The sequence below is a fragment of the Microvirga pakistanensis genome (genome assembly GCF_004458765.1).
In the GTDB taxonomy this organism is placed as follows: Bacteria; Pseudomonadota; Alphaproteobacteria; order Rhizobiales; family Beijerinckiaceae; genus Microvirga; species Microvirga pakistanensis.
In genome coordinates, this window is sequence record NZ_SPJX01000184.1 from 135,726 (window position 1) to 160,673 (window position 24,948).

The following is a 24,948-nucleotide window of genomic DNA, read 5'->3' on the forward strand; positions in this document are numbered from 1 at the left end:
CCCGAGAGCCCGCCGTGACAGTCCGTTCGATCCGTCGCGCCGCTTAGCGGCGACGTCCCGCCGTGCCGCCCGGCAGACGGCTCGCTTCCGCGAGATGGTGCTCGATATGCGGCACCACGGAAGCCGCGAACTGGCGGAGGGAGGGATCGCCGCCCGCCTGGGCATAGCTGGCGTGCAGGCTCAGGGCCTCCTGGTGGGCCATGCGCTGATACTGGCCGTAGAGGCTGTCGAACTGCCTGCCGGAGGCGGAGGCGAGCTGGTTCAGCATGGCGGTCTTCTCGGGGCTGAGCGGAACGCCGAGACGGATCGGGGTCACCGAGCCGGTGGCTTGCACGTCGGCGCCAGCCCCGGCGGCCGCTCCCGTCGTCGCGCCGATGCCTGCGCCCACAGCCGCACCGACCGGGCCGCCTACCAGGGCGCCGACGCCCGCGCCCGTCAGGGCACCGGCTGCCGAGCCTCCACCCGCGCCAGGGGATGTCGCGGCCGCGCCGGCGGTTGCACCGGCCGTCGCGCCGATGCCTGCGCCAACGGCTGCCCCGACGGGGCCGCCGACCAGAGCGCCGATTCCCGCGCCGGCCAGCGTGCCGCCGACAGAGCCCGGAATGAACTCACCGGATGCGGAATAGACCGCGCGACCGCCGTTCAGGGCTTGGCTGGTCATGCCGTGATCCCGGATCATTTGCTGGGCGTACTGGCGCACATTGGGGTTGCGGGAACGCTGGAGGGCGAGCTGGCTCGATGCGATCTCGAAGGCGTCGGACTGGGCGGCCATCATGCGATAGGTCCGGCTGTCCATCATCGTCTGGGCGAAGGCCGGGGCGGAGATGGATGCAAGCAAGGCCGCGAGAACAACATGTTTCTTCATCAGGGAACTCCTGTTTCAGGGAGCGCAGAACACCGTTCGAAGCCCGCGAGGCTTGCAAAAGTCGTGGGTGGCTGCTGCACCCCATCAACGAGGAGAGATCTAGGCGGTTCCAGAAATGTGAAAGATAGGTCTTGAGTCGGCAAGCATTATTGCCGAGCTTGAGGCAAAGGCTGCAATACAGGCATGGGTTGTTCTGGCCTCTATTCGGTGTTCGTCTTGGCCGAGCGAGCCTGAATGCTTGCGGCGTTGTGGAAATCGTCGTGGCGCCATGGAAGCCGCGCGATTATGGTGAGGCTTGAGATTGGCGGATGCGCGCGAGCGAGAGCATGCCCATGCCGCCCACCGTGCCGTCGGGCATCAGACCACGGAGCTCCGCCTTGAGCAGGAAACCCGTTTCATCCCGGTCGATCGTGAAAAGATGGTAGCCGGCCTTGTGCGTGAGCGTTCCGCCGCGCGCCGAGGCGGAAGGCGCGCCGATGACGGGAACCGGGCCGCGTGGCCCGTCGAGATGCGCGAGGGATCCCACGTGGTTGTGCCCATGAAGGATGAGTTCGGCGCCCACACGCCTGATCATGGCTTCGAAGCGCTTGGCGTCGGTGAGATTGCGGCCGGGCTCGGCGCCGCCCACATGGGGTGGATGATGGATGAGGACGATGCGGAAGCAGGACGGGTCGCGTCCCAGCTCGCTCAGCATCGCCTCCGTGGCCTTCGTCTGCTGGGATCCCACGCGTCCGCTCGCCACGAAGGGCAGGGTGGGAATGGCCGAGGACAGGCCCACGATGGCGACCTGTCCGTAACGGCGCAGATACGGGAACACGGCCTCGCGGCCATCGTCTCCACGCGTCCAGGGCGCGACCTTCCTGAGAAGGCCCTCGAGGGAGCCGCGCACATAGGCATCGTGATTGCCCGGCACGAAGGTGACCCGCATCGGATCGCCCAGGCTTTCGAGAAAGACCCGAGACGTCTCCCATTCGTCGGGCAGGCCGATATTGCAGGTATCTCCCGTGCAGGTGATATGGTCGGGCTTCTGCGCATGGATGTCGGCCACGAGCTCCGCCAGGAGCTCCATGTCGTGCAGATCCTGGCGGCTGCGATGCCAGTTGTACCAGCCGGTGAGGCGCTTGCTCAGCAACTGCTTCAGGCGCGGCCGCGGGAGGGGTCCCACATGAGGATCCGTGAGATGGGCAATGCGAAACATGATGGCCTAATGCAATGAACGGACGACAGTTCGCCCCTGCCGCCCGCGTCGTCAAGCATTGCCGATGAAGATGCCCGCCAGCAGGACCAGCACGCCGCCCACGATGACCTGATAGGTGGCGCGCCAGAAGGGAGTATCCATGTATTTCGTGCGAATCCAGGAGATCGCGACCAGCTCGACGGCCACCACGAAGGCCGCGATCCCGGTCGCCAGCAGGAAGGCATTGGGCCAGGAATCCGGCACCAGATAGGGCAGGGTGTGTCCGAGGCCGCCCGCGGCCGTCATGAACCCGCAGACGAGGCCCCGCAGCCAGGGAGAGCCGCGTCCGGTGATCTCGCCGTCATCGGAGAGGGCCTCCGTCAGACCCATGCTGATGCCGGCGCCCACGGATGCCGCAAGGCCGACGAGGAAGGTCTCCCAATTGTTTCCGGTCGCGAAGGCCGCCGCGAACAGAGGAGCCAGGGTCGAGACGGAGCCGTCGATCAGGCCTGCCAACCCCGGCTGCACATATTGCAGAACGAACAGGCGGCGGCGCGCCTGCTCCTCCGAGGCTTCTGTATCGGCGGTCAGGTGGGCTTCATGCAGTTCGCTCGCCTTGCGCTCGTGTCCGCGCTCGATCTCCGCGAGCTTGGTGAACAGCTCGCGGACGGAAACATCCAGGGTCTGCTGCGCGGCCTTGTCGTAGAAATTCGCCGCCTGCAGCTCCATGAGCTCCGCCTCGCGGCGCATCTTGTCGAGGTCGAGATGGGCGTTCCACCAGAACGCCCTGCGCTTCAGGAAGCCGCGCACGTCCTCGCGGCGGATCGGGGGGAGATGCTCGCCGAAGCGGGACCGGTAAAAGCCGTAGAGGGAGTTTCGGTGGGCCCGCTCCTCTTCGGCCATGCCGTCGAAGATCTCGGCGGAGGCGGGGAAATCGCCACGGAGGCGGTCCGCGAAGTGCTGGTAGATCCGTGAATCTTCCTCTTCGCTGGCGATGGCGAGCGCGACCAACTCGCGCTCCGTCAGTTCAGACAGGGATTTCATGTCCGGCTCCTGTTTAGAAGTATTCTAAACAGGCCCGTTGCGTGCAGCCAAGTCCCTGCTTCTATCCTTGCGGTGCAGCTGCACCTGCAGAAGCAGCCTCAGTACTGCGCGCCGGGGATCAGGGTCGAGTAGATCGTGCGGTCTTCGAAATTGAGAGCCGGAGACCAGGCGAAGCGGGCAGAGCGGTTGAGACGGGAGAGGATCAGAGAAAGAAACATCGGAACACCTTTGGTTGGTGCTGTGTTAGACCTTAGTATGATGGTGGTCACGCGTTATTCCGACGGAGCAGCTATGCATAGGATGAACGTCTTCGTTCATCTTTCCGTAATCATCCTGTGATCAGTTCGGCCGATGTCCGACTCCGCGCCATCGAGCAAATCCTCCCGCATCGTCTCCTGGGGGCTCCATACCTACTGGCGGTTCTCGCGGGGGATGACCTTGGGAGTCCGAGGCGTGGTTCTCGACGGCCAGAGCCGGGTCTTCCTCATCAGGCACACCTATGTTCCGGGCTGGCATCTGCCGGGAGGCGGGGTCGAGACCGGAGAGACGGCCCTCGATGCGCTCACCCGGGAGCTGCGCGAGGAGGCCTGCATCGCCATCGACGAGACGCCGGTTCTCGCGGGCGTGTTCTTCAACCGAAAAATCTCCCGGCGCGACCATGTCCTGGTTTACGTGATCCGGCGTTTCACCGTCCTGGAGGAGAAGCGGCCCGACCGTGAGATCGCGGAAGCCGGGTTCTTTCCCGTCGACCGGCTGCCCGAGGGCACGACGGAGGCGACCCGCCGCCGCCTGGCCGAAATCCTCGAGGGCCAGCCTCTTTCGCCCAATTGGTGAAGGAGAAGGGTTTGCGCGGCGTGCCCTGGGCTGCTATGGCCAGCGCACCCGAGGAAACGCCACGCCCATGACCAGCATCCGGATTCAGCGACGACGACAGGGCTGACGCGATTGCCCAGCCGCCTCTGCTGCCTGCCGTCATCTGCTGTTTCCGAGTTCGTTCATGACCGAGCTTTCCCTTCTCATCCGTTCCGAGCAACCCACCGATTCCGAGGCGATCGAGCGCCTTCACGAGCGCGCTTTCGGCCCGGGCCGCTTCGCCCGCACAGCCTCCCGGCTGAGGGAAGGGGCCGGCCATCTGCTCGATCTCTCCTTCACGGCCATGGTGGGGACCCTTCTGGTGGGCTCCGTGCGCCTCACGCCGGTCATGGCCGGGGATGAGCCGGCCCTGATGCTGGGGCCGCTGACCGTCGAGCCTGCCTTCGAGAACCGCGGCATCGGTGCCGCGCTCATGGGCCGCTCGCTGGAAGCCGCCAAGGCGAAAGGCCACACCCTGGTGCTGCTCGTGGGCGACGAGCCCTATTACAGCCGCTTCGGCTTCAAGCGCGTTCCGCCGCAATCCCTGCAATTGCCCGGGCCGGTCAATCCCGCTCGCTTCCTCGCCCTCGAACTGCAGGAGGGGGCGTTGGCGCACGCCAAGGGGATCGTCACGCCGCTACCGAAGGATGCATGACGTCAAGCCCTGCGGCGGCCTTCCGTCAGCCAGGCCGCGAGCGTCGCGCCGATCAGCAGCGCAAGGCCCACGAAGCCCAGCGCCAGCGGAAAGACGGAGACGCCGCGCACGATGGCGCTCTCGCTCGGCCTGATCCCGATCCAGTCGCCGCCGGAGAAGCGCGAGCCGGAATGCACCGCGAGAATGCGCGGCACGGTGATGCCCTGGTCGCCCGCCATGGCGACCCGGCGCACGGAGCCGCCGGTCGCTTCCGCAATCGGGCTGAGTGCTTCCGTATTGCTGAACACGTCCATCAATTCGCGGGGATTGGCCGGGCCAATGCTGACGAAGGCGACGAGGTCGCCCGAACGCACGGTGTGAAGTCCGAGCTCCTTGCCTTCGACTTCGGCCGTGAAGAGGCCAGGCCGGCCTTCGGTGAGCGGAATGCTGGTCTCCGCTCCGCTCGGCGCCACGAGGGTCACGGGATCAGCCGCGTCCTCCATGGTTTGCCGCTCGATGCGGATGGTGCGTCCGTTGGCGGAGGCGCGGAGCGCTTCCTCCTCCAGAGCGGGTTCCTTCATGAGCCAATGGGCGAGACGGCGCAGGAGGTCGAGATGCGGGCCGCCATCTTGATAGCCGCGCGCCCAAAGCCAGGCGTGGTCCGACAGAAGCAGCGCGACGCGGCCCTTTTCCTCGCGGCGGAGCACGAGCAGGGGCAGATCGTTGGCCCCCGACATCAGCGTCGCTCCCGACTGCACCTCCGAGCCGATGATGCGCAGCCACTCTCCCCAGGCCGGCGGCGACGTCTCGGAGCCCGGCAGCTCCCGCGTAACCGGATGGCGGTTTCCCGTATCGGTGATGCTGGCCTTGTAAGGCTGCTCGACGATGCGGCCGTTGGGAACGCCCGGAATGACAGGGGCGAGCCGGGTCTGCGCCAGGCTGCCGTAGCTTGCGAATTCCGGACCCGCCGCGACCAGGATCGCGCCGCCCTCGCGCACGTAGCGCACGATGTTCTCGAAATAGCTCGAGGGCAGGATGCTCTGGTTGGCGTAGCGGTCGAAGATGATCAGGTCGAAATCCTTGATCTTCTGCTGGAACAGTTCGCGGGTCGGAAAAGCGATCAGCGAGAGTTCGTTGATTGGCGTGCCGTCCTGCTTCTCCGGCGGGCGCAGGATCGTGAAATGGACGAGGTCCACATTGGCGTCGGATTTCAGCAGGTTGCGCCAGGTGCGCTCGCCGGCATGGGGCTCGCCTGAGACCAGCAGCACGCGCAGCTTTTCGCGGATGCCTTCGACGGCAATGACCGCGCGGTTGTTGGCCTGCGTCAGCTCGTTTGGCAGGCCCTCCACTTCCAGCTCGACCACGTTCGTGCCGCCATGCTCGATGCGAACCTGCAACGAGAACGGCGTGTCGGCGCGGACCTGCTGGCGGGACAGAACCTGCCCATCGCGGCGAAGCGTGACAAGGGCGGAGCCGGTGCCGCCGCGCTCCATCACCTGCGCGCGAATGGTCTGATCCTTGCCGACGATGCCGAAGCGGGGGGCCTCGATCAGCTTGATCTGCCGGTCGCGCTCGTCCGGACGGCCGGTGATCAAAGCGTGGAGCGGTGCCTGGAATCCGAGAGATTGCGCCGTGGGCGGGATGTCGTGCACCACGCCGTCGGTGATCAGGATCACGCCCGCGAGGCGGTCCGGCGGAACGTCCGACAGGCCGTTGGAGAGGGCGGCGAACAGGCGTGTTCCCTCATCGCCGCCGCTGTCGTCCGCATCGATGTAGCGTGGCTCCACGTCGGCCAGCGAACCGAAGCGCCGCTCCAGCTCGGCCCTGACCTGGTCGGTCATCGCGGAGCGGTCGCCGAGCGTCTGCGACGCCGAGCGGTCGGTCACGATCGCCACGATATCCTTCACCTTCTCGCGCTCCTCCTGCACGAGCGACGGATTGGCAAGCGCGAGGAGGACAAGCGCCAGGGCGACGGCTCTGAGGATCGCCACGGGGCCGCGGGAGACCACGGCCAGGAGCGCGAGCAGCCCGGCGACGGCGCCGATCGCCCAAAGCGCGTAAAGCGGGATGAGGGGTGAGAAGCTGATCGAGAGGACTGACATGAGTTGCCTTACTGGCCAAGCCGCTCGAGCAGCGCAGGCACATGCACCTGATCGGCCTTGTAGTTTCCGGTCAGCGAGTACATCACGATGTTGATGCCGCTGCGATAGGCCATCTCACGCTGGCGCTGATCGCTGCCGACGATCGGGTAGAGGTACTCCCCGCGCGGGCCCACGGCCCAGGCGGCGGCGAGGTCGTTGGACGTGATGATGATCGGCGAGACGCTGTCGCCGGAACGGGCCGGGCGGTTCTCCTCCCCTTCCGCCTGCGGCGGCAGAGCCTCGACCCAAGTCTGCCCCGTGGCGTATCGGCCGGGGAAGGAATCGAGAATGTAGAACGTCTTCGTCAGCACGTGATCGGCCGGCACCGGCTCGAGCTCGGGAATGTCGAGCGTGGCCAGCATGCGGCGCAGATATTGCCCCTCGGCGCTGACGGCGCCGCCCGGGCGATTGGTGAAGGCGTCGCGGGTGTCGAAGATCACCGTGCCGCCGCCCTTCATGAAGGCGTCGAGACGCCTGATGGCGGCCTCGGACGGCATGGGGCGCGTGGGGATGATGGGCCAGTAGATCAGCGGATAGAAGGCCACCTCGTCCCGTGAGAGGTCGATGCCGATGGGGTCGCCCGGCGAGAGGGCCGTGCGCTGCGACAGGATCTGCGTCAGGCCCGTGAGCCCGGCCTTGCTCGTCTCGTCGACGCCTGCATCGCCCGTGATCACGTAGGCCAGCCGCGTCACGAGGGCCGGATTTGCATTCTCGTCGGTGCGGCGCAGCCCCAGATCCTGTGCCCTGGCGTCGGGGGCGGACGTGAGGACCATCATCGCGGCAAGGAGGATGGAGGTTGCGGCCCCCGCCTTGCGCAGCCGTCCCGAGAGATTCGACAGATGACCGCCGAGCCAGAGGGAGGCGAGGGTGTCGGCAAGGAGCAGGATGAGAGCGAGCATGAAGAGAGGCATGCGCAGATCGATGGTTTGGGCGCCGGCCAGCGGCGCGACCCGTGCGTTGAGCGGGGCGATGTCGAGCGGCGCGAGCTTGTCTCCGGGCAGGAGCGCATTCACGGCAAGGCTCGAATCGACGGGGCCGTAGAAGCCCGGGGGATGCTCTCCCGTGGCGCGCTCGATATAGCCCCGCGCCACGGCGCGGGCATTGGCGGGCGGCGTCGTAAACACGCCGTAGCCGTCGAGCGTCAGGCGCGGAGCGACGGTTTCGTTCTCCGCGTTGCGGGCTTCGGCGCTCACATCGCCCGGTGCGCCCGCGAGAGCCGTGATCCGCCGCAGCATGTCGACGAACAAGCCGGACAGGGGCAGGTTCGACCAGGTGGTGTCCGCCGTCACGTGGAAGAGCACGATGAGGCCGTCCCCGCGTTTGTCGGCGGTGACGATCGGCGTTCCGTCCGCGAGAGACGCCCAGGTGCGCGAGGGCAGATCGCCATCGGGTTCGGCCAGGATCTGGCGGCGAATGCCGATTTCATCCGGAATGGCGAGCCCGAAGAACGGGCTCTCGCGCGTGAAGGGCGCGAAGGTCTTCGGGGTATCCCACGACAGCGAGCCGCCGAGGCTGCGTCCGCCGCGGCGCAGGCGTACCGGCACGAGTTCGTCGTTCCCGGCCGCCAGGCGCGAGCCGGCGAAGCGCAGGAGCAGCCCGCCGTTCTGGACAAATTCCGTGACCCTGCCCAGGGTCTCGCGGTCGAGGCCGCCCACGTCCGCGAACACGAGCACGGAGACCTGTTCCTCGATCAGCTGGTTCACCGCATCGGCGACGCCGCCGCGGCCCGTGCGGATCTCCGAATAGGGAGAGAGGGCGCGCTCGATATAATAGAGCGGCGACAGCAGCGGCTGACTCTGATCGGCGGTGCCTCCGAACACGAGGCCGACGCGCCGGCGCTTGCCACGCTCGTCGAGCAGGTTCACGGCGCCGGCGGAACTCTCGCCGAGAATTTCGATGCGCGCGATGGCGTTTCTGATCTCGGTCGGCAGATCGAAGGCGACGCTGGTCTCGGTGGCGTCCGGCTCGAAGCTGAATCGCATGTCGGCGAGCGGCAGGTTCCTGAGATCGAGGGCACGCAATGTGCCGGAGTCGCGGCCGTTGGGCTCCGCGCGCACGACCCGCGCGTTCAACCGTCCGCCGACATTCTCGACGCCCGCCATGGCAAGCGTGGTAGCGCGCTCGGATTTGAGAACCGTGATCCGCCGGTCATCCGCCATCTGGGTCAAGCCGTCGATGAAGCCTTGCCCGTCAACGCCCGCCACCCCGTCGCTGATCCAGACGATATTCGCGTCGGGCGTGCTTTCCAGAAAGCGCCCGATGGATTCCAGATGGGCCGAGCGGTCCTGCAGATGCGGTTGCGGCTTCAAGGAGCGCAGACGCTCCAGCGCGGCCGATGGATTGGTCGGTTCCAGAGCACTCGGCTGCTCCGCCGTCGCCACGAGGGAGACGGTGCGCCCGTCGCGGCCCGCGGCCTCGATGCGCTCCGAGGCCAGATTCATCCGGTCGCGCCAGTCATGGGCGGCGGCAAGGCCGTTGTCCACGACGATGAGGAGCGGTGCGCGGCTGTTGTCCTCGGCGAGAGGATTCCAGATCGGCCCAGCGGCCGCGAGGATGAGGAAGGCCGCAAGCAACAGGCGCATGAGCAGCAGCCACCAGGGCGTGCGGGCGGGGGTCTCCTGTTCGGGGCGCAGGTCGGCCAGGATCTTGAGAGGCGGGAAATCGACGCGCCGCGGCTGCGGCGGCGTGATGCGCAGCAGCAGCCAGATCGCCGGAAGGGCCGCGAGCGCCGTCAGGACGAGCGGGACGGCGAAGGTGAGAGGAAGCCCCAGCATGACCTAGCGCCCTCCCATGACCACGCCGCGGGCCGCCGACACCAGCGTCAGCAGGCGGAGCGCGGCTTCGCTCGCGGGCCGGTCGGTGCGATGGATCGTGAAGGTCCAGCCCCGGCGGCGCGTGATCTCCTGCAAATCGGACCGATGCTGTTCGATCCGCGCGCGATAGGCCCGTCCCCAGGATACGGCGTCGCCGATGCGCAGCGAGAGGCCGTCCTCCAGGTCGTGCAGAACGGCCTGACCCTGGAACGGGAACGTCTCCTCGACAGGATCGACGATCATGACGAGATGGCCGCGGGCGCCGCGGGCGGAGACGCCTTCCACGGCAGCTGCGATGTCGCGCACGGGAGAGAGAAAATCGCCGATCAGGATGGCTTCGTGCTGGGGCGCGATGGGAGCGCCCGGAGGAAGATCGTCCTCGAGGGAGGCGCGGTCCGCCACCAGATTCTGCGCCATGGTCTCGGCAATACGCCGCGTCGCGCGTGGCGCCATGAGGCCGAGCATGCCGATGCGCTCGCCCGATTCCACGAAGCAATCGGCCATGGCGAGCCCCAGCACGACGGCGCGCTCGATCTTGGGGGCCTGGGCAAGTTCGGAGGCATAGGCCATGGAGGCGGAGCGGTCGATCCAGATCCACAGGGTCTGCGCCGTCTCCCATTCGCGCTCACGCACATAGAGCCGGTCGTCGCGGCCCGAGCGGCGCCAGTCGATACGCTGCGCGGCTTCGCCGGCCACGAAGGGGCGGAACTGCCAGAAACTCTCGCCGACGCCCGCGCGTCGGCGGCCGTGGATGCCGTGCGCGAGGTTCGCCGCCACGCGCCGGGCTTCGAGCACGAGGCGCGGCATGCGATCGGCGAGCGAGAGCGCGCTCTCGGTTTCCTGGCGCCCCGGTGACCGGGCGCTCTCGGGAAGGACCCGGACACGGGCCATGACGCTGTCCCTAACCTTTGAGCCGGGCGGTGAGACGGCCGATGACGCTCGACAGCGTCTCGCCATCGGCGCGGGCCGAGAAGGTGAGCGCCATGCGGTGCTTGAGAACGGGCTCGGCCAGCGCCGTTACGTCGGCGAGGGAGGGCGCGACGCGGCCCTCGATGAGGGCGCGCGCACGCACCGCCAGCATCAGCGCCTGGCTGGCGCGGGGGCCCGGCCCCCACAGAACCTTGTCGCTCACGCCCTCGATGCTGTCGCTCTCGGGACGGGCCGAGCGCACGAGATCGAGGATCGCTTCGACCACGCTCTCGCCGACCGGCAAGCGGCGCACGAGACGCTGGGCGTTCATGAGCGCCTCGGCATTCATCACGGCGACGGGCTTGTGATCCTCCGCGCCGGTCGTCTCGATGAGGATGCGCCGTTCGGCCTCGCGGCTCGGATAGCCCACGTCGATCTGCAGAAGGAAACGGTCGAGCTGGGCCTCGGGAAGGGGATAGGTGCCTTCCTGCTCCACCGGATTCTGCGTGGCGAGCACATGGAAGGGCTGGGGCAGATCGTGCCGCTCGCCGCCCACGGAGACGTGATGCTCCTGCATGGCCTGGAGCAGGGCGGACTGGGTGCGGGGGCTCGCGCGGTTGATCTCGTCCGCCATGAGAAGCTGCGTGAAGACCGGACCTTTGACGAACCGGAAGGAGCGGCGCCGGTCGGCGCCTTCGTCGAGGATTTCCGATCCCAGGATATCGGACGGCATCAGGTCCGGCGTGAACTGGATGCGGCGGGCGTCGAGACCCAGCACGGTGCCGAGCGTCTCGACGAGCTTGGTCTTGGCCAGGCCCGGAACGCCCACGAGCAGACCGTGGCCGCCCGCCAGCAGGGTGATCAGGGTCTGGTCGACCACGTCCTCCTGGCCGAAGATGACGGTGTGGATGGCCTCCCTGGCGCGCCCGACAGTCTCAAGCGTTGCCTCCGCATTGCGGATGATCGCGTCGTCCAAGGCGGTGGGCGCTTGAGAAATGCTGGCCGTCATGAGGTCACTCTCCCTCTCGTTGCATACGCCCCATCCATCTAGTCTGCCTTCGATTCCTATCGAGTGGCAAGGGTCGATGCGCCGCAGCGGACAAAGCCGAAGGATTGGATGTGGCGGTTGAGGACACTATGCTGAGGAAGTAGCCGGCGGCAGCCTTTCGTCGATCCTCCGAGTTGATTTTCTTGTTCACGCTTGTGTCATGACCCATTCCAGCACTCCCACTCCCGGCAGCGCCCTGGCCCGCCTCACGCAGGCGCTGGGCTCCGATCCCAAGCGCAAGGGCCCGCCTCCGGTCGAGCGTTGGAACCCGCCCTATTGCGGCGAGATCGACATGCGCATCGCGGCCGACGGCTCCTGGCACTACATGGGCTCTCCCATCAACCGGCCCGCCCTCGTCAAGCTGTTTTCCACCGTCCTACGGAAGGACCCAGAGCGCTACGTGCTCGTCACGCCGGTCGAGCGGGTGGGGATTGCCGTGGAGGACGCCCCGTTCCTGGCCGTCGAGATGGCGGTCGAAGGGGAGGGGGATTCCCGTCAGATCGCCTTTCGCACGAACGTGGACGATCTCGTGCAGGCGGGGCCGGACAATCCCCTGCGCTTCGAGGAGGGCGAGCATGGAGGCGTGAAGCCTTATGTGAAGGTTCGCGGGGACCTGTGGGCCCTCGTCACCCGTTCCTTGACCCTGGACCTGATTGCGCTCGCCGAGGAACGGCAGATCGAAGGACGCAATCTGTTCGGAATCGCGGTCAAGGATGCGTTCTTTCCCATCGCCTCCGCCGCGGACCTGGGAGATTTTTCATGAGGGCCGCCCCCCTGGACAGGCCGGATTTCCTGACCCTGGCCGCGGAGCGGCTGCGGCCCGAGCCGCCGCATCTGGAGGATGCGCTCACCGATCCGCGTGGCGACCACAGCCTCGACAACGTGCCTCTGGCGCTTCCGCTCTCTCCGAAACCCGCCGCCGTTCTCGTCCCTGTCGTGATGCGGGAGGAGCCCGCTTTGCTGCTCACCGAGCGCTCCGCGGCGCTTCGCCAGCATTCGGGGCAGATCGCCTTTCCGGGCGGTCGCGTCGACCCCACGGACGACTCGGTCCTTGCGGCCGCTTGCCGCGAGGCCCAAGAGGAGATCGGGCTCGACAGCCGCTTCATCTCGCCTCTCGGCTATCTCGATGCCTATCTGTCCACCACCAATTACCTGGTGATCCCCGTCGTGGCGCGCGTCTCGCCGTCCTACACCCTCGACCTCAACCCGCACGAAGTGGCCGAGGCCTTCGAGGTGCCGCTGAGCTTTCTCATGGACCCGGCGCGTCACGAGCTTCACTCCCGTGAATGGAAGGGCCGGCTTCGCCGCTATTATGCGATGCCTTACGAGGGGCGCTATATCTGGGGGGTGACGGCGGGAATCATCCGCAATCTTTACGAGAGGCTCTACACACCATGACGCGTGCGCTCCTGCAGGGATTGGTGCTGTTCCTCCTGCCTTTCGTGCTCTTCGCCGCCTATCTGGTGATCCGGCGCCGCAATGCCCTGGCCTGGTCCTCGTGGAGCGATCAATCGCTCTGGCTCGCCATCGCGGGGCTTGTTATGGTCATCGTCTCGCTCGTCGTCACGGGCTTGACGACGGATGGTCAGACCGGCGCCTTCGTGCCGACGCATATCGAGAATGGACGGGTCGTTCCGGGGCAGTTTCAGTGAGCCAGAATCTCGATCACAAGGCGCTTCTGAGCCTGCTCGAGCGCCCGCAGCTGCGCCGTCTCCTCGAGGTCTTCAACGGTCATGGCGAAGAGACCCGCATCGTCGGCGGCGCCGTGCGCAACGCCCTGCTCGGGCGTCCCGTCACGGAAGTGGATTGCAACACCACCATGTTGCCCGAGGCCATGGTGAAGCGCGCGAGCGCGGCCGGGTTCAAGTCCGTTCCGACCGGCATCGAGCATGGCACCATCACGGTGATCGTGGACGGCGAGCCCTTCGAGGTCACCGCCCTGCGCGTGGATGTGGAGACGAACGGCCGTCAGGCGGTCGTGCATTTCGGGCGCGATTTCGTGCTCGACGCCAAGCGCCGCGATTTCACCATCAACGCCCTGTCTCTCGGCCTTGACGGGCAGCTTTACGATTACACGGATGGTGCCGCCGATCTCCAGGCGCGGCGCGTGCGCTTCATCGGAAACGCGCATGCGCGCATCCGCGAGGATTACTTACGCATCATGCGCTTCTTCCGCTTCCATGCGGAATACGCGGAAGGCGCGCCCGATGCGGCGGGGCTCGCTGCATCGGGCGCGGAGCGGCACGGATTGGCGATCCTCTCGAAGGAGCGCATCCGCCACGAGCTTCTCAGGCTCCTGGTGGCACGGCGCGCGGAAGAGACGCTTCAGGTTCTCGCCGGTCACGGTTTCCTGACATGGCTCCTCGCGGGGGCCGCGGAGTTCGGCCGCTTCGGCAGGATGGCCGCGTCCGACAGAGATCGTCCGGTGCCGATCTGGCGTCTGGCCGCGCTTGCCGTGATGGTCGAGCAGGATGCGGATCGCATGCGCGCGCATCTGAGATTGTCCAATGACGAGCACAAGAAGCTCGCCGCCTATGCGCGACTGCTCGCCGGCCTCAAGACCCGGGTTCTGCCGCTCGACGCAATAGCCATCCGCCGTCTTGTGACCGAGCACGGGGTCGAAACGTTGAGCGCCGTCCTGGCGGCTGTCGGCGGAGAACCGTCCCCCGTCGTGGACAGGCGCGCCTTCGAGGCTCTCGAGCGTTATCGGAGTGGCCGGGACCCCGTGCCGGTGTTCCCGCTGCGCGGCGCCGATCTGGTCGCGCGCGGCATTCCGAAAGGCCCGCGGATCGGCGAGCTTCTCGCGAAGGCCTATCAGGCCTGGCTCGCGGAGGGGTGCCGCACGGACGAGGCCTCCGCGAAGGATCTGTTGGAGCGGATGTTGGCGCAGGTGTGACCGATACGTGATCCCTGAACTGGTCCGGGCACCCACGCCTCACCCCGCTCCAAGACGTGGATGGCCGGGACGAGCCTGGGCATGACGAGGAGACTGCGTAGTCTACGGCCACCTGACCGTCGGCGGCATCGAGGAGAGGATCGAGGCGATGTTGCCGCCGGTCTTGAGGCCGAAGATCGTGCCGCGGTCGTAGAGCAGGTTGAACTCCACGTAGCGGCCGCGCCGCACCTGCTGCTCGATGCGGTCCTCGTCCGTCCAGCCCGTCGTAACGTTGCGGCGCACGATCTCGGGATAGATCCGCAGGAAGGCCTCGCCCACATCCTTGGTGAAGGCAAGGTCCTCGTCCGGGTTCCCGGTCCAGTGGTAATCGTAGAAGATGCCGCCGATCCCACGGGGCTCGCGGCGGTGCTTGAGATAGAAATACTCGTCGCACCATGTCTTGTACTTCTCATAGGAGCCTTCGGGCGCATGGCGGCTGCAGGCCTGCGCCATCGCCGCATGGAAGCTGACGGTGTCCGGATCGTCCTGCGTCCGGCGGCGGTCGAGCACGGGCGTGAGATCCGCGCCGCCCCCGAACCAGGATTTCGTCGTCACCACGAAGCGCGTGTTCATGTGGACGGTCGGCACGTTCGGGTTCCATGGATGGGCGATGAGCGAGATGCCGCCGGCCCAGAAGCGCGGGTCTTGGTCGGAGCCGGGAATCTGGCCACGGAATTCCGGCGCGAACTCGCCATGGACGGTCGAGACATGCACGCCCACCTTCTCGAAGACCCGCCCGCGCATCATCGACATCACGCCGCCGCCGCCCGGCGCGCCGCTGTGATCCGTGCGCTCCCAGGGCGTGCGCTCGAAGCGGCCCGCCTGCGAGGCCTCGGGAGGCAGGGGCGCCGTGACCTCGTCCTCGATCGCCTCGAAGGCGGCGCAGATCCGGTCGCGCAGGGAGGCGAACCAGAGCGGGGCTTCGATCTGCAGGCGTTCGATGTCGGCTGTGTCGGTCATGGGGGTCGCCTCACGTGTCGGTTGGCGCGGGAATAGGGAAGGAGCCGGTCTGCCGCAAGGCTTCGCCGAGGATCATGGCGGCGGTCACCGCCACGTTGAGCGAGCGCATGCCCGCCTGCATGGGCACGACGATCCTGGCATTCGCCGCGGCATGGACCTCATCCGGCACCCCGGCGGATTCGCGGCCGACCAGGATGACGTCCTCCGGGGCATAGCGGAAATCCGTGTAGGGCACGGCGCCCTTCGTGGTGGCGAGCACGAGCCGGCCTCCGCTCTCGCGCCGCCATTCCTCGAAGGCGCGCCAGGAGATGTGACGTTTGATCGTCACATGGTTGAGGTAATCCATGCCGGAGCGGCGAAGGTTGCGGTCCGACACGTCGAAGGCCGCGGGCTCGATGATCTCCACGGGAACGCCGAGGCAGGCGGCCAGGCGCAGCATGGTGCCGGTGTTCTGGGGAATGTCCGGCTGGAATATGGCGAGACGAGGCATGGCACCGTCATCGGTGCAGGAGCGCCCGGCGTCAAGTGAACGCTTCGGTCCGGCCTGTGTTAAAGCAGGGGACCACGGCAAAGAATTCGGGGAAGGGAATGTTCCGGTGGCTGGAAAAGCGGGTCGATCCGTTCGCGCCGTTCGACGAGAACGAGACGCCGCCGAACACCGTGGGGGGCTTTACCTGGCATTATCTCAGGCCCGTCCGCTCCTGGCTCGTCCTCCTGTTCTTCGTGGCGCTGATCGTCGGCCTGTTCGAATCGTCCCTCTACATCCTGCTCGGCTGGCTGGTGGACATCCTGTCGAACTCCACGCCGGACCGGATCTGGGACGAGCACGGCACCACGCTCATGGTCATGGCCGCCCTCGTCGTGTTCGTCAGGCCTGTCCTGAACTTCGCGCATGAGCTGGTGGCCAATCAGATCATCATCCCGCAGAGCACCAACATGATCCGCTGGCGGACCCATGTTTACACGCTGGGCCATGCGGTGAGCTATTTCCAGGCCGATTTCGCAGGGAGGCTCGCCAACCGCATCATGCAGGGCGGGGGTGCGATCCGCAGCATCGCCGTCACGATGATCGACACGCTGCTCTACGTGGCGATCTATGCGGTCACAGCGCTCGGCGTCTTTTCCAGCGTCAGTCCATGGCTCGCCTTGCCCATGGGGCTCTGGATCATCGGCTATGCGGTTCTCCTGCGCTTCTTCGTACCGCGCGCCAAGGAGCGGTCCCTGAAGGTGGCCGATACCCGCTCGGCGCTCGTGGGCCGGGTGGTGGACAGCTACACCAACATCCTCACGGTCAAGCTCTTCGCGCGGGCCGACGAGGAGCGCTCGGCCGTCAAGGAGGCCGTGCGGGCCAACACGGACGCTTTTCTTCGGTCCCTGAGGCTCAATTCCGTCGTTTCCGGCCTCCTCTCCGTCATGAACAGCCTGCTCCTGGCCGCCACCGGGGCCCTTTCGGTGATGCTGTGGAGCCGGGGCGTCATGACCAGCGGCGAGGCCGCCTCCGGCCTTGCTCTCGTGATGCGGATCCTCGCCATGTCGGGCTGGGTCATGCACACGGTCCGCGACGTCTTCGAGAATATCGGCACCGTCCAGGAGAGCATGCAGACCATCGCCCGGCCGCACGGGCTCGTGGATGCGCCCCAGGCGCCGCGCCTCAAGGTCGCCCGGGGGGAGATCCGCTTCGAGAACGTCTCCTTCCACTACGGCAGGGAGGAGGGCGTCATCGAAGGGCTCACCCTCACGATCCGGGCAGGCGAGAAGGTGGGACTCGTGGGCACCAGCGGCGCCGGGAAGACCACGATCACGTCGCTGCTCCTGCGCCTGCACGACGTGGAGGGCGGGCGCATCCTCATCGACGGGCAGGACATCGCGAGGGTCTCGCAGGACTCCCTGCGCTCCTCCATCGCAGTGGTCACCCAGGACACCTCGCTCCTCCACCGTTCGATCCGGGACAACATCGCCTATGGACGGCCGGAGGCCACGGAGAGGGAGATCCTGGAGGCGGCGCGCCTTGCCCATGCCCATGACTTCATCATGGGTCTCGAGGATCATCGCGGGCGGCGCGGCTATGACGCGCATGTGGGCGAGCGCGGCGTGAAGCTCTCCGGCGGTCAGCGCCAGCGCATCGCCATCGCCCGCGTGATCCTGAAGAACGCCCCGATCCTGGTGCTCGACGAGGCGACCTCCGCCCTGGATTCCGAGGTCGAGGCGGCGATTCAGGACTCCCTGTCCACCCTCATGCAGGGCAAGACGGTGCTCGCCATCGCCCATCGCCTTTCCACCATCGCGGCCCTCGACCGTCTCATCGTCCTCGAAGAGGGGAGTATCGTGGAGGAGGGGACCCATGCCGAGCTTCTCCAGGCGGGCGGTCTCTATGCCCGGCTCTGGCGGCGGCAGTCGGGCGGATTCCTGGGCGCGGGGGCGGGCGAAGGATCTCCGGAAGCGGTGTCCGTCTAGGCTGGTTTCCAAGGAAACAGGTTGGAACATCTCCAATCCGCCTATGGACAGGCGGGCTTGACCGTGCCAAAGAGCCACCGCGCGGCGACTCCCAGTCGCATTGCGTGCGCGTTGACGCGTATGCTTGTTCCTTTCAACCCGGAACCGGCGTGCCGAATGCCTTGGTTTGCAAGACATTGCCGATGCGCGGTTCTCGTTTTTGATCAATGCTGGAGAGCCAAGTGGCCGAGACCACCACTCATGTCGCTGAGCCGACACGGCGCGATTTCCTTTACATCGCCACGGGCGCGGCCGCCGCTGTCGGCGGAGCAACCCTGGTATGGCCCTTCGTCCAGTCCCTGGCGCCCGACGCGGCGACGGTGGCGGCAGGCGCCCCTGTCGAGGTGGACCTGACGCCGATCGCCGAAGGGCAGATCGTCAAGGTTTTCTGGCGCGGCAAGCTGATCTTCATCCGTCACCGCACGGCCGAGGAGATCAAGTCCGCCCAGGACGTGAACGTGGCCAGCTTGCGCGATCCGCAGGCCGACGCGGACCGCGTCAAGGAAGGCAAGTCCCAGTGGCTGATCGTCTACGGCAACTGCACCCACCTGGGTTGCGTGCCGCTCGGCCAGCAGGGCGAGTACCATGGCTGGTTCTGTCCCTGTCACGGTTCGGTGTTCGACACCTCCGGCCGCGTCCGCGGCGGTCCGGCGCCGATCAACCTGCCGATCCCGCCCTATTCCTTCGCGTCCGACACGAAGATCATCATCGGCCAAGAAGCCACGGCGTAACCCCGGGACGATCAGGCGACAATCATGAGCGAACATCCCACAACTTACGTTCCCAAGAGCGCCTTCGGTAAGTGGTTCGAAAGCCGCTTGCCCATCGCAGGGCTCATCCATTCCTCGTTCATCGCATTCCCGGTGCCGCGGAACCTGACCTATTTCTGGACCTTCGGCGCGATCCTGGTCTTCATGCTCGTCTCGCAGATCGTGACGGGCGTGTTCCTGGCCATGTACTACACGCCGAATGCGACGATGGCCTTCCAGTCCGTCGAGCACATCATGCGCGACGTGAACTACGGCTGGCTGATCCGCTATCTGCACGCCAACGGCGCGTCGATGTTCTTCGTCGCGGTCTACGTGCACATCTTCCGCAACTTCTACTACGGCTCCTACAAGGCGCCGCGCGAAGTGCTCTACATCCTGGGCGTGATCATCTTCCTGCTGATGATGGCCACCGCCTTCATGGGCTACGTGCTTCCCTGGGGCCAAATGAGCTTCTGGGGCGCCACCGTGATCACCAACCTGTTCTCGGCGATCCCGGTGGTCGGCGACACCATCGTCAGCTATCTCTGGGGCGGCTACTCGGTGGGCAACCCGACCCTGAACCGCTTCTTCTCCCTGCACTACCTGCTGCCCTTCATGATCGCGGGCGTCGTGATCCTGCACATCTGGGCGCTGCACGTGCCGGGCCAGAACAACCCGACCGGCATTCCGATCAAGTCGGGCAAGGACGCGGTTCCGTTCACCCCCTACGCCACCATCAAGGACATCTTCGCCGTCGTGGTGTTCATGCTCTTCTTCGCATGGTGGGTGTTCTACATCCCGAACTATCTCGGCCACGCGGACAACTACATCCCGGCGAACCCGGCCGTGACGCCCGCGCACATCGTGCCCGAGTGGTACTTCCTGCCCTTCTACGCGATCCTGCGCGCCATTCCCGACAAGCTCGGCGGCGTCATCGCGATGATCTCGGCCATCCTGATCTGGTGCTTCATGCCCTGGCTCGACACCTCCAAGGTGCGCTCCACGGCCTATCGCCCGCTCTACAAGCAGTTCTTCTGGCTGTTCGTGGTGGTCTGTGTCGTGCTCGGCTGGCTGGGCTCGCGCCCGGCGGAGGGCTGGTACGTGATCGCATCGCAGATCTGCACTGTGTACTACTTCGCCCACTTCCTGATCGTCCTGCCGGTGCTCGGCTTCGTCGAGCGTCCGCTGCCGCTGCCGAATTCGATCCTCGAATCCGTCATGGGCGTGCAGAAGGGCGGGGCCGGAATCCCGGCCGGCGCCAATGCCGAGCCGCATTCCAAGGGCTGATGCGAGAGTTGGGGAAAAAGAAAATGATGAAGCGTACTCTTCTCATCGCAGCGGCCGTTCTCGGCCTCTCCGCTCCCGCTTTCGCTGCCGGCGAGACTCCCGTCCCGCCGCAGCAGAAGTGGAGCTTCCAGGGCCCGTTCGGCACTTTCGACCGGGCACAGCTCCAGCGCGGCTTCAAGGTCTATCGCGAGGTCTGCGCCTCCTGCCACGGCCTGTCCTACGTGGCCTTCCGCAACCTCGCGGAGGAAGGCGGTCCGGAATTCTCCGAGGCCCAGGTGAAGGCGCTCGCCGCCGAGTATCAGATCACGGACGGCCCGAACGAGGCCGGCGACATGTTCCAGCGCCCCGGCCGCCCGGCCGACCGCTTCCCGTCTCCGTTCCCGAACGAGAACGCCGCGGCCGCGGCCAACGGCGGCAAGGCTCCTCCGGACCTGTCCCTGATGGCGAAGGCCCGCACCTACGAGCGCGGCTTCCCCTGGTTCATCACGGACATGTTCCGCCAGTACTCGGAGAACGGCGCCGACTACCTCGTGGCGCTGCTCAACGGCTACCAGGAGCCCCCGGCCGGCTTCCGGGTGCCCGAGGGCGGCCACTACAACCACTATTACCCGGGCCACGTGATCGCCATGCCCAAGCCGCTCAGCGACGGGCAGGTGGAGTACCCAAAGAACGAGGCCGGTCAGCCCCAGGCTCCGGAGACCGTCGACCAGTATGCGAGGGACGTCACGGCCTTCCTCACCTGGACGGCGGAGCCGCATCTCGAGGCCCGCAAGCGCCTCGGCTTCCAGGTCATTCTGTTCCTGCTCGTCCTGTCGGGACTGCTCTACTTCACCAAGAAGAAGGTGTGGGCCCGGGTGGGCGGCGAGGTCGAAGGCCACGCTACGCCTCCGATGACCCACAATCCGTAACATAAGAAAGGCCCCGGTCCCCGGGGCCTTTTCTTTTCGGGTGACATCCCGCCGGGACGAATTTATGCCGGACGGCATGCTGCAGACCATCGCCGACGACATCTGGGGCCAGCCGTGCCTCGCCTATCATGTCCAGCCGCACCTTTCCCCCGAGACGCAGGCCTCTCTCGCGGACCTTCGGAGGGACATCGCCGAACTCTGGCCCACTCCGCTCTTCCTCGCAATGCCCGAGGCGCTCCACGTCACGCTCTATGCCCTGATCCAGGTGAAGGCGCATCTCGACAAGGAACGTTATTGGAGCGGCATTGCCGAGCCCTGCCGGGCCCTGCTCGACGGGCTGTGCCGGGGCCATGGCCCCCTTGAGCTGCACTTCACCCGGCTGAAGGCGACGGACACGGCCATCATCGCCGTCGCCACGGACGAGACGGGTCTGATCGCCAAGCTCCGCGAAGCCATTGCCGAGGAGCTTCCTCCTCCGCCCGGCCTCGAACCCATCCGCTATGACCTCATCCACACGACGCTCGCGCGCTACCGTACCTCCGACCGGGTGCCGGATGCGGCCGTCGAGGCGTTGGAGGCAATCCCGGTCTCGATCAGGGCTCCCGTGACGCGCCTCAAGATCATCCGGGAGACCCTTTTCCCCTGCCAGGTTCTCGATGAGGTCCAGTCGTTCCCGCTCTGCTAGCGCATCGTGCAGAAAAGTGGACGCGGTTTGCTGCCCGAACGATGCGCCGTTCAAAAGTGGAGCATCGGGTTGGATTCCACTTTCGGGTCCGATGCTCTTGGAACTTGTCGCAGCAGGGAAAGAGCCTTGCGCTCCCTCACGCCATCACCGGCCCTGTGCCGGTGATGGCGGAGGCGCGCTCTTCTGACCGGGATGGCCGGGAAAGGCCGGCATGGCGAAGCATGGACCGTTCGACGGAGCCTCCATTTGGGTTCTCGCCCGACAGCCGCTATGGTCGCGGCTCAGTTTGACGCGAGGACCGGACAACAATGACGAAGGCAGTTCTGGGGATCATCGGCGGATCGGGGGTCTATGATCTGCCTGGGATCGAGGATGTGCGGGAAAGGCCCATCGCCTCGCCCTGGGGCGAGCCCTCGGATGTGCTGCGCATGGGGCGGATCGGCGAGACCGACGTGGCCTTCCTGCCCCGCCACGGCCGCGGCCACCGGCTTTCGCCCTCTGACATCAACTACCGCGCCAATATCGACGTGATGAAGCGGGCCGGTGTCACGGACCTGATTTCCGTCTCCGCCTGCGGCTCCTTCCGGCAGGAGTATCATCCGGGCTTCTTCGTGCTGGTCGACCAGTATGTGGACCGCACCCACAAGCGGGAGAATTCCTTCTTCGGCCGAGGCTGCGTGGCGCATGTGCCCATGGCGCATCCGGTCTGTCCCCTGCTGCAGCGGCGGATCGCGGCCGCTGCGGTGGCGGAGGACATCCCGCATGCCGTCGGCGGCACGCTCGTGTGCATCGAAGGGCCGCAATTCTCGACCTATGCCGAATCCATCACCTACCGGGAGCAGGGCTACGACGTGATCGGCATGACGGCGATGCCGGAAGCCAAGCTCGCTCGCGAGGCCGAAATCACCTACGCCACCGTCGCCATGGTGACCGACTACGATTGTTGGCATCCCGAGCACGACAGCGTGGACGTGGCCTCCGTCGTCGCGGTCGCCCGGGAAAACGCCTCTAAGGTGGCGCGCCTGATCGCCCGCATCGCCCGCGATTTCCCCGCCGAGCACGAGCCGTGCCCCGTGGGCTCCGACCAGGCGCTCGACGGCGCCATCATGACGGCCCCGTCGGCGCGGGATCCCGGGCTTCTGAAAAAGCTCGATGCCGTCGCGGGCCGTGTGCTAAACCCCGCCTAGACCATCGGGGGAGCGAACCGGCATCGCGCGTCCCTCGAGCACACGACACCGGCATTCACGGCAGGCATCCCATGGACCAGCGTCTCCTCACCGATCTGAAAGCAGCGATCCGCTCGATCCCAGATTATCCGAAGCCCGGCATCGTATTTCGCGACATCACGACCCTTCTTGGGGATGCGCGGGCTTTCCGCCGCGCGGTGGACGAGCTGGTCCATCCCTTCGCGGGCGGGCGCGTCGACAAGGTCGCAGGCATCGAGGCGCGCGGGTTCATTCTCGGGGGCGCCATCGCCCATCAACTCTCCTCGGGCTTCGTGCCGATCCGCAAGAAGGGCAAGCTGCCCCATGAGACGGTGCGCATCGCCTATTCGCTGGAATACGGCGTGGATGAAATGGAGATCCACACCGACGCCATCGGGCAGGGCGAGCGCGTGATCCTGGTCGACGATCTCATCGCCACCGGCGGCACGGCGGTCGCCGCAACGCAGCTCCTGCGCCAGATGGGCGCGCAGATCGTGGCGGCCTGCTTCATCATCGACCTACCCGATCTCGGCGGAGCCTCGAAGCTGCGCGATCTTGGTGTGGAAGTTCGCAGCCTCGTGAGCTTCGAAGGACACTAAGGGGAGCATCGGCGATGCCAAGCGACCGCCTTCTGGGGGCGCTGGAATTCCTGCGGGAAGCGGAACGGCTCAAGAGCACCCTGCGCAGCGGCCACACCTCTACCGGACGTCCCGAGAGCGTGGCCGAACATACATGGCGGCTCTGCCTCATGGCGCTCGTGTTCGCGGACGAGTTCGGGAACATCGACCTCTTGCGCCTCGTCAAGCTCTGCATCGTCCACGATCTCGGCGAGGCCCTGAGCGGCGACGTCCCCGCCGTGATGCAGACGGAAGGCTCCGGCAAGCCCGCGCAGGAGAGGGCGGACTTGGAAGTGCTCACCCGGTCGCTCGATCCGGTGAAGCGCGCCGAGATCCTGGGCCTGTGGGAAGAGTATGAGGCGGCCGCATCGCCCGAGGCCGTCCTGGCCAAGGGCCTCGACAAGCTGGAGACGATCCTTCAGCACAATCAGGGCCAGAACCCCGCCGATTTCGACTACGCGTTCAATCTCGGCTATGGCCGGAGACAGACATCGGCCCACCCGCTGCTCGCGGAAATCCGCGCTCTGCTCGACCAGGATACAAGAGCGCGGGCGGAGGCGTCGCGGGCTCTTTAGGGATGCCGCTCCCAGAACACCATGCCCTCGAAGGAGAAGACCTCCTCTCCGTGCTGGTTCGTGGCGGTATTGTGGTGGAACGCCAGTCCCCAGCCGGGACGGGAGTTCGACACGCGCTTACCGGTCACCGTCGAGCGGTAGGTGAGGGTATCGCCCGCATAGACCGGCTTCAGCCACTTTAGATCGGTGAAGCCGGGCGAGGGGCCGAGCCTTGCGGGCCGTGCGCCGTGGGACAGCGCATTGGCGCGGATGCGGTCGCGATGGGCCACCATCAGCTTCATCCAGATGGCAGCCGTATGCCATCCGGAGGCGCAGAGGGCGCCGAACAGGCTGTCCTTGGCCGCCTCCGCATCCACGTGGAACCGCTGCGGGTCGAATTGCCGGGCGAAGTCGATGATGTCGCCGGCCTCGAAGGTGTACGAGCCCAGCTCTTCGGCTTCCCCGACCATCAGATCCTCGAAATAGGGATTGGACGAGATGTGGGGCAGCTCCCGCTCCGGGGTGTGGTCAGGCATGGCGGGGGAGGCTGCCGCAAGAACGGACGGTCCCGGACCCGGGTCCGAGCCCTTGGCGGGTTCCGCGTCGCGACGGCCGAACATGACCCAGTTCTTCTGCGTGAACACGGTCTCGTCGGCCTGGTTCAGCATCTCGAACCCGAAGCGCACGAGGCCGATGGAGGGCCGGCTCTTCGACGGACGGGCCTCGAGGATCGTCATGCGGGAGCGCAGCGTGTCGCCGGGCCTGACGGGCTTGAGCCATTTCACCTCCTCGATGCCGGGGGCCCCCATGGAGGTGGAATCGAGGATCAGCCCGTCCGCCAACAGGCGCATGTTGATGGAGCAGGTGTGCCAGCCTGAGGCGATGAGCGTGCCGATGAAGCTGTCCTTGGCGGCGACTTCGTCCACGTGGAAGGGCTGCGGGTCATATTCCTGCGCGAAGGCGAGCAGCGCCTCCTTCGTGACCGTGTAGGGGCCGAGCATCTGCGTGGAGCCGGGCGTGAAGTCTTCGAAAGCGTAACGGGGCATGGCGTGTTCTATGCGGTTTCAAACGC

The 24,948-nt window shown here is 66.5% G+C and carries 24 protein-coding genes; 14 read left to right on the forward strand and 10 right to left on the reverse strand.

Annotation, left to right across the window (positions count from 1 at the left end):
- Positions 1-43 precede the first annotated feature (43 nt).
- The 3 genes from E4K09_RS08360 to mbfA form a co-directional block, all read right to left on the reverse strand.
- Positions 44-865, reverse strand: a complete 822-nt coding sequence (locus E4K09_RS08360) for a DUF4142 domain-containing protein (RefSeq protein WP_134496285.1) — start codon at positions 863-865, stop codon at positions 44-46.
- Between the two features lie 283 nt (positions 866-1,148).
- Positions 1,149-2,063, reverse strand: a complete 915-nt coding sequence (locus E4K09_RS08365; RefSeq protein WP_134496286.1) for a metallophosphoesterase family protein — start codon at positions 2,061-2,063, stop codon at positions 1,149-1,151.
- A gap of 51 nt (positions 2,064-2,114) precedes the next feature.
- The gene (mbfA, locus tag E4K09_RS08370) at positions 2,115-3,086 is read right to left on the reverse strand and encodes an iron exporter MbfA (RefSeq protein ID WP_134496287.1); all 972 of its coding nucleotides are present in this window, start codon (positions 3,084-3,086) and stop codon (positions 2,115-2,117) included.
- 351 nt (positions 3,087-3,437) lie between these two features.
- Here mbfA and E4K09_RS08375 point away from each other — a divergent pair, with 351 nt between their 5' ends.
- Positions 3,438-3,920: an NUDIX domain-containing protein gene (locus E4K09_RS08375; RefSeq protein WP_134496288.1), complete on the forward strand. Its 483-nt coding sequence runs from the start codon at positions 3,438-3,440 to the stop codon at positions 3,918-3,920.
- A 163-nt stretch (positions 3,921-4,083) separates the two neighbouring features.
- Positions 4,084-4,593 (forward strand): GNAT family N-acetyltransferase, encoded by a 510-nt coding sequence (locus E4K09_RS08380; protein WP_134496289.1) that lies wholly within the window; start codon positions 4,084-4,086, stop codon positions 4,591-4,593.
- A gap of 2 nt (positions 4,594-4,595) precedes the next feature.
- Here the strand turns inward: E4K09_RS08380 and E4K09_RS08385 are convergent, their stop codons facing one another.
- From E4K09_RS08385 to E4K09_RS08400, 4 genes are read right to left on the reverse strand one after another with little or no spacing between them, the layout of a single operon-like run.
- Positions 4,596-6,674, reverse strand: a complete 2,079-nt coding sequence (locus E4K09_RS08385; protein ID WP_134496290.1) for a hypothetical protein — start codon at positions 6,672-6,674, stop codon at positions 4,596-4,598.
- An 8-nt stretch (positions 6,675-6,682) separates the two neighbouring features.
- Positions 6,683-9,487, reverse strand: a complete 2,805-nt coding sequence (locus E4K09_RS08390; protein ID WP_134496291.1) for a DUF4159 domain-containing protein — start codon at positions 9,485-9,487, stop codon at positions 6,683-6,685.
- Positions 9,488-9,490: 3 nt separating this feature from the next.
- On the reverse strand, positions 9,491-10,417 hold the full coding sequence (locus E4K09_RS08395) for a DUF58 domain-containing protein (RefSeq protein ID WP_134496292.1): 927 nt from the start codon (positions 10,415-10,417) through the stop codon (positions 9,491-9,493).
- Positions 10,418-10,427: 10 nt separating this feature from the next.
- Positions 10,428-11,444: an AAA family ATPase gene (locus E4K09_RS08400; protein ID WP_134496293.1), complete on the reverse strand. Its 1,017-nt coding sequence runs from the start codon at positions 11,442-11,444 to the stop codon at positions 10,428-10,430.
- Positions 11,445-11,643: 199 nt separating this feature from the next.
- Here E4K09_RS08400 and E4K09_RS08405 point away from each other — a divergent pair, with 199 nt between their 5' ends.
- From E4K09_RS08405 to E4K09_RS08420, 4 genes are read left to right on the forward strand one after another with little or no spacing between them, the layout of a single operon-like run.
- The gene (locus tag E4K09_RS08405) at positions 11,644-12,246 is read left to right on the forward strand and encodes a DUF1285 domain-containing protein (protein WP_134496294.1); all 603 of its coding nucleotides are present in this window, start codon (positions 11,644-11,646) and stop codon (positions 12,244-12,246) included.
- The gene (locus E4K09_RS08410) at positions 12,243-12,881 is read left to right on the forward strand and encodes a CoA pyrophosphatase (RefSeq protein ID WP_134496295.1); all 639 of its coding nucleotides are present in this window, start codon (positions 12,243-12,245) and stop codon (positions 12,879-12,881) included. The genes E4K09_RS08405 and E4K09_RS08410 overlap by 4 nt, the downstream gene beginning before the upstream one ends.
- On the forward strand, positions 12,878-13,135 hold the full coding sequence (locus tag E4K09_RS08415) for a DUF6111 family protein (protein WP_134496296.1): 258 nt from the start codon (positions 12,878-12,880) through the stop codon (positions 13,133-13,135). Before E4K09_RS08410 ends, E4K09_RS08415 begins: the two co-directional genes overlap by 4 nt.
- Positions 13,132-14,379, forward strand: coding sequence for a CCA tRNA nucleotidyltransferase (locus tag E4K09_RS08420; RefSeq protein WP_134496297.1), 1,248 nt, complete (start codon positions 13,132-13,134; stop codon positions 14,377-14,379). The genes E4K09_RS08415 and E4K09_RS08420 overlap by 4 nt, the downstream gene beginning before the upstream one ends.
- Before the next feature lie 102 nt (positions 14,380-14,481).
- Here the strand turns inward: E4K09_RS08420 and hemF are convergent, their stop codons facing one another.
- Together hemF and E4K09_RS08430 are read right to left on the reverse strand one after the other, a co-directional pair.
- Complete coding sequence (gene hemF / locus E4K09_RS08425; protein ID WP_134496298.1) at positions 14,482-15,378, reverse strand: oxygen-dependent coproporphyrinogen oxidase; 897 nt, start codon at positions 15,376-15,378, stop codon at positions 14,482-14,484.
- A gap of 10 nt (positions 15,379-15,388) precedes the next feature.
- The gene (locus E4K09_RS08430) at positions 15,389-15,868 is read right to left on the reverse strand and encodes a tRNA (cytidine(34)-2'-O)-methyltransferase (protein ID WP_134496299.1); all 480 of its coding nucleotides are present in this window, start codon (positions 15,866-15,868) and stop codon (positions 15,389-15,391) included.
- Between the two features lie 98 nt (positions 15,869-15,966).
- Here E4K09_RS08430 and E4K09_RS08435 point away from each other — a divergent pair, with 98 nt between their 5' ends.
- The 8 genes from E4K09_RS08435 to E4K09_RS08470 all read left to right on the forward strand — a co-directional run bounded on the left by E4K09_RS08435 (position 15,967) and on the right by E4K09_RS08470 (position 23,897).
- Entirely contained in the window at positions 15,967-17,832 is a 1,866-nt protein-coding gene (locus E4K09_RS08435) for an ABC transporter ATP-binding protein (protein WP_134496300.1), read from the forward strand.
- A 206-nt stretch (positions 17,833-18,038) separates the two neighbouring features.
- A complete protein-coding gene (petA, locus tag E4K09_RS08440; protein ID WP_134496301.1) occupies positions 18,039-18,602 on the forward strand; it encodes a ubiquinol-cytochrome c reductase iron-sulfur subunit in 564 nt (187 codons plus the stop codon).
- 24 nt (positions 18,603-18,626) lie between these two features.
- Entirely contained in the window at positions 18,627-19,907 is a 1,281-nt protein-coding gene (locus E4K09_RS08445; protein WP_134496302.1) for a cytochrome b, read from the forward strand.
- Between the two features lie 23 nt (positions 19,908-19,930).
- Positions 19,931-20,815 carry a cytochrome c1 gene (locus tag E4K09_RS08450; protein WP_193557267.1) on the forward strand — a complete coding sequence of 295 codons (885 nt, stop codon included), beginning with the start codon at positions 19,931-19,933 and terminating at the stop codon, positions 20,813-20,815.
- 64 nt (positions 20,816-20,879) lie between these two features.
- The gene (locus E4K09_RS08455; RefSeq protein ID WP_134496304.1) at positions 20,880-21,500 is read left to right on the forward strand and encodes a 2'-5' RNA ligase family protein; all 621 of its coding nucleotides are present in this window, start codon (positions 20,880-20,882) and stop codon (positions 21,498-21,500) included.
- 308 nt (positions 21,501-21,808) lie between these two features.
- Positions 21,809-22,687 (forward strand): S-methyl-5'-thioadenosine phosphorylase, encoded by an 879-nt coding sequence (locus tag E4K09_RS08460; protein ID WP_134496305.1) that lies wholly within the window; start codon positions 21,809-21,811, stop codon positions 22,685-22,687.
- Between the two features lie 71 nt (positions 22,688-22,758).
- Positions 22,759-23,304, forward strand: coding sequence for an adenine phosphoribosyltransferase (locus E4K09_RS08465; RefSeq protein ID WP_134496306.1), 546 nt, complete (start codon positions 22,759-22,761; stop codon positions 23,302-23,304).
- A 14-nt stretch (positions 23,305-23,318) separates the two neighbouring features.
- Complete coding sequence (locus E4K09_RS08470; protein ID WP_134496307.1) at positions 23,319-23,897, forward strand: HD domain-containing protein; 579 nt, start codon at positions 23,319-23,321, stop codon at positions 23,895-23,897.
- Here the strand turns inward: E4K09_RS08470 and E4K09_RS08475 are convergent.
- On the reverse strand, positions 23,894-24,922 hold the full coding sequence (locus E4K09_RS08475; RefSeq protein WP_134496308.1) for a MaoC family dehydratase: 1,029 nt from the start codon (positions 24,920-24,922) through the stop codon (positions 23,894-23,896). The two genes, E4K09_RS08470 and E4K09_RS08475, sit on opposite strands and share 4 nt — an antisense overlap.
- Positions 24,923-24,948 lie beyond the last annotated feature (26 nt).

Excerpts from the sequence above, each read along its gene's own strand:
- E4K09_RS08405 (WP_134496294.1), top strand. The coding sequence starts at position 11,644 with ATGACCCATTCCAGCACTCCCACTCCCGGCAGCGCCCTGGCCCGCCTC.
- E4K09_RS08435 (WP_134496300.1), top strand. The coding sequence starts at position 15,967 with ATGTTCCGGTGGCTGGAAAAGCGGGTCGATCCGTTCGCGCCGTTCGAC.
- E4K09_RS08470 (WP_134496307.1), top strand. The coding sequence starts at position 23,319 with ATGCCAAGCGACCGCCTTCTGGGGGCGCTGGAATTCCTGCGGGAAGCG.
- mbfA (WP_134496287.1), bottom strand. The coding sequence starts at position 3,086 with ATGAAATCCCTGTCTGAACTGACGGAGCGCGAGTTGGTCGCGCTCGCC.
- E4K09_RS08395 (WP_134496292.1), bottom strand. The coding sequence starts at position 10,417 with ATGGCCCGTGTCCGGGTCCTTCCCGAGAGCGCCCGGTCACCGGGGCGC.
- E4K09_RS08375 (WP_134496288.1), top strand. The coding sequence starts at position 3,438 with ATGTCCGACTCCGCGCCATCGAGCAAATCCTCCCGCATCGTCTCCTGG.
- E4K09_RS08390 (WP_134496291.1), bottom strand. The coding sequence starts at position 9,487 with ATGCTGGGGCTTCCTCTCACCTTCGCCGTCCCGCTCGTCCTGACGGCG.
- E4K09_RS08400 (WP_134496293.1), bottom strand. The coding sequence starts at position 11,444 with ATGACGGCCAGCATTTCTCAAGCGCCCACCGCCTTGGACGACGCGATC.
- E4K09_RS08430 (WP_134496299.1), bottom strand. The coding sequence starts at position 15,868 with ATGCCTCGTCTCGCCATATTCCAGCCGGACATTCCCCAGAACACCGGC.
- E4K09_RS08360 (WP_134496285.1), bottom strand. The coding sequence starts at position 865 with ATGAAGAAACATGTTGTTCTCGCGGCCTTGCTTGCATCCATCTCCGCC.
- E4K09_RS08465 (WP_134496306.1), top strand. The coding sequence starts at position 22,759 with ATGGACCAGCGTCTCCTCACCGATCTGAAAGCAGCGATCCGCTCGATC.
- E4K09_RS08410 (WP_134496295.1), top strand. The coding sequence starts at position 12,243 with ATGAGGGCCGCCCCCCTGGACAGGCCGGATTTCCTGACCCTGGCCGCG.
- E4K09_RS08460 (WP_134496305.1), top strand. The coding sequence starts at position 21,809 with ATGACGAAGGCAGTTCTGGGGATCATCGGCGGATCGGGGGTCTATGAT.
- hemF (WP_134496298.1), bottom strand. The coding sequence starts at position 15,378 with ATGACCGACACAGCCGACATCGAACGCCTGCAGATCGAAGCCCCGCTC.
- E4K09_RS08445 (WP_134496302.1), top strand. The coding sequence starts at position 18,627 with ATGAGCGAACATCCCACAACTTACGTTCCCAAGAGCGCCTTCGGTAAG.
- E4K09_RS08380 (WP_134496289.1), top strand. The coding sequence starts at position 4,084 with ATGACCGAGCTTTCCCTTCTCATCCGTTCCGAGCAACCCACCGATTCC.
- E4K09_RS08450 (WP_193557267.1), top strand. The coding sequence starts at position 19,931 with ATGATGAAGCGTACTCTTCTCATCGCAGCGGCCGTTCTCGGCCTCTCC.
- petA (WP_134496301.1), top strand. The coding sequence starts at position 18,039 with ATGCTGGAGAGCCAAGTGGCCGAGACCACCACTCATGTCGCTGAGCCG.
- E4K09_RS08365 (WP_134496286.1), bottom strand. The coding sequence starts at position 2,063 with ATGTTTCGCATTGCCCATCTCACGGATCCTCATGTGGGACCCCTCCCG.
- E4K09_RS08385 (WP_134496290.1), bottom strand. The coding sequence starts at position 6,674 with ATGTCAGTCCTCTCGATCAGCTTCTCACCCCTCATCCCGCTTTACGCG.
- E4K09_RS08475 (WP_134496308.1), bottom strand. The coding sequence starts at position 24,922 with ATGCCCCGTTACGCTTTCGAAGACTTCACGCCCGGCTCCACGCAGATG.
- E4K09_RS08455 (WP_134496304.1), top strand. The coding sequence starts at position 20,880 with ATGCCGGACGGCATGCTGCAGACCATCGCCGACGACATCTGGGGCCAG.
- E4K09_RS08415 (WP_134496296.1), top strand. The coding sequence starts at position 12,878 with ATGACGCGTGCGCTCCTGCAGGGATTGGTGCTGTTCCTCCTGCCTTTC.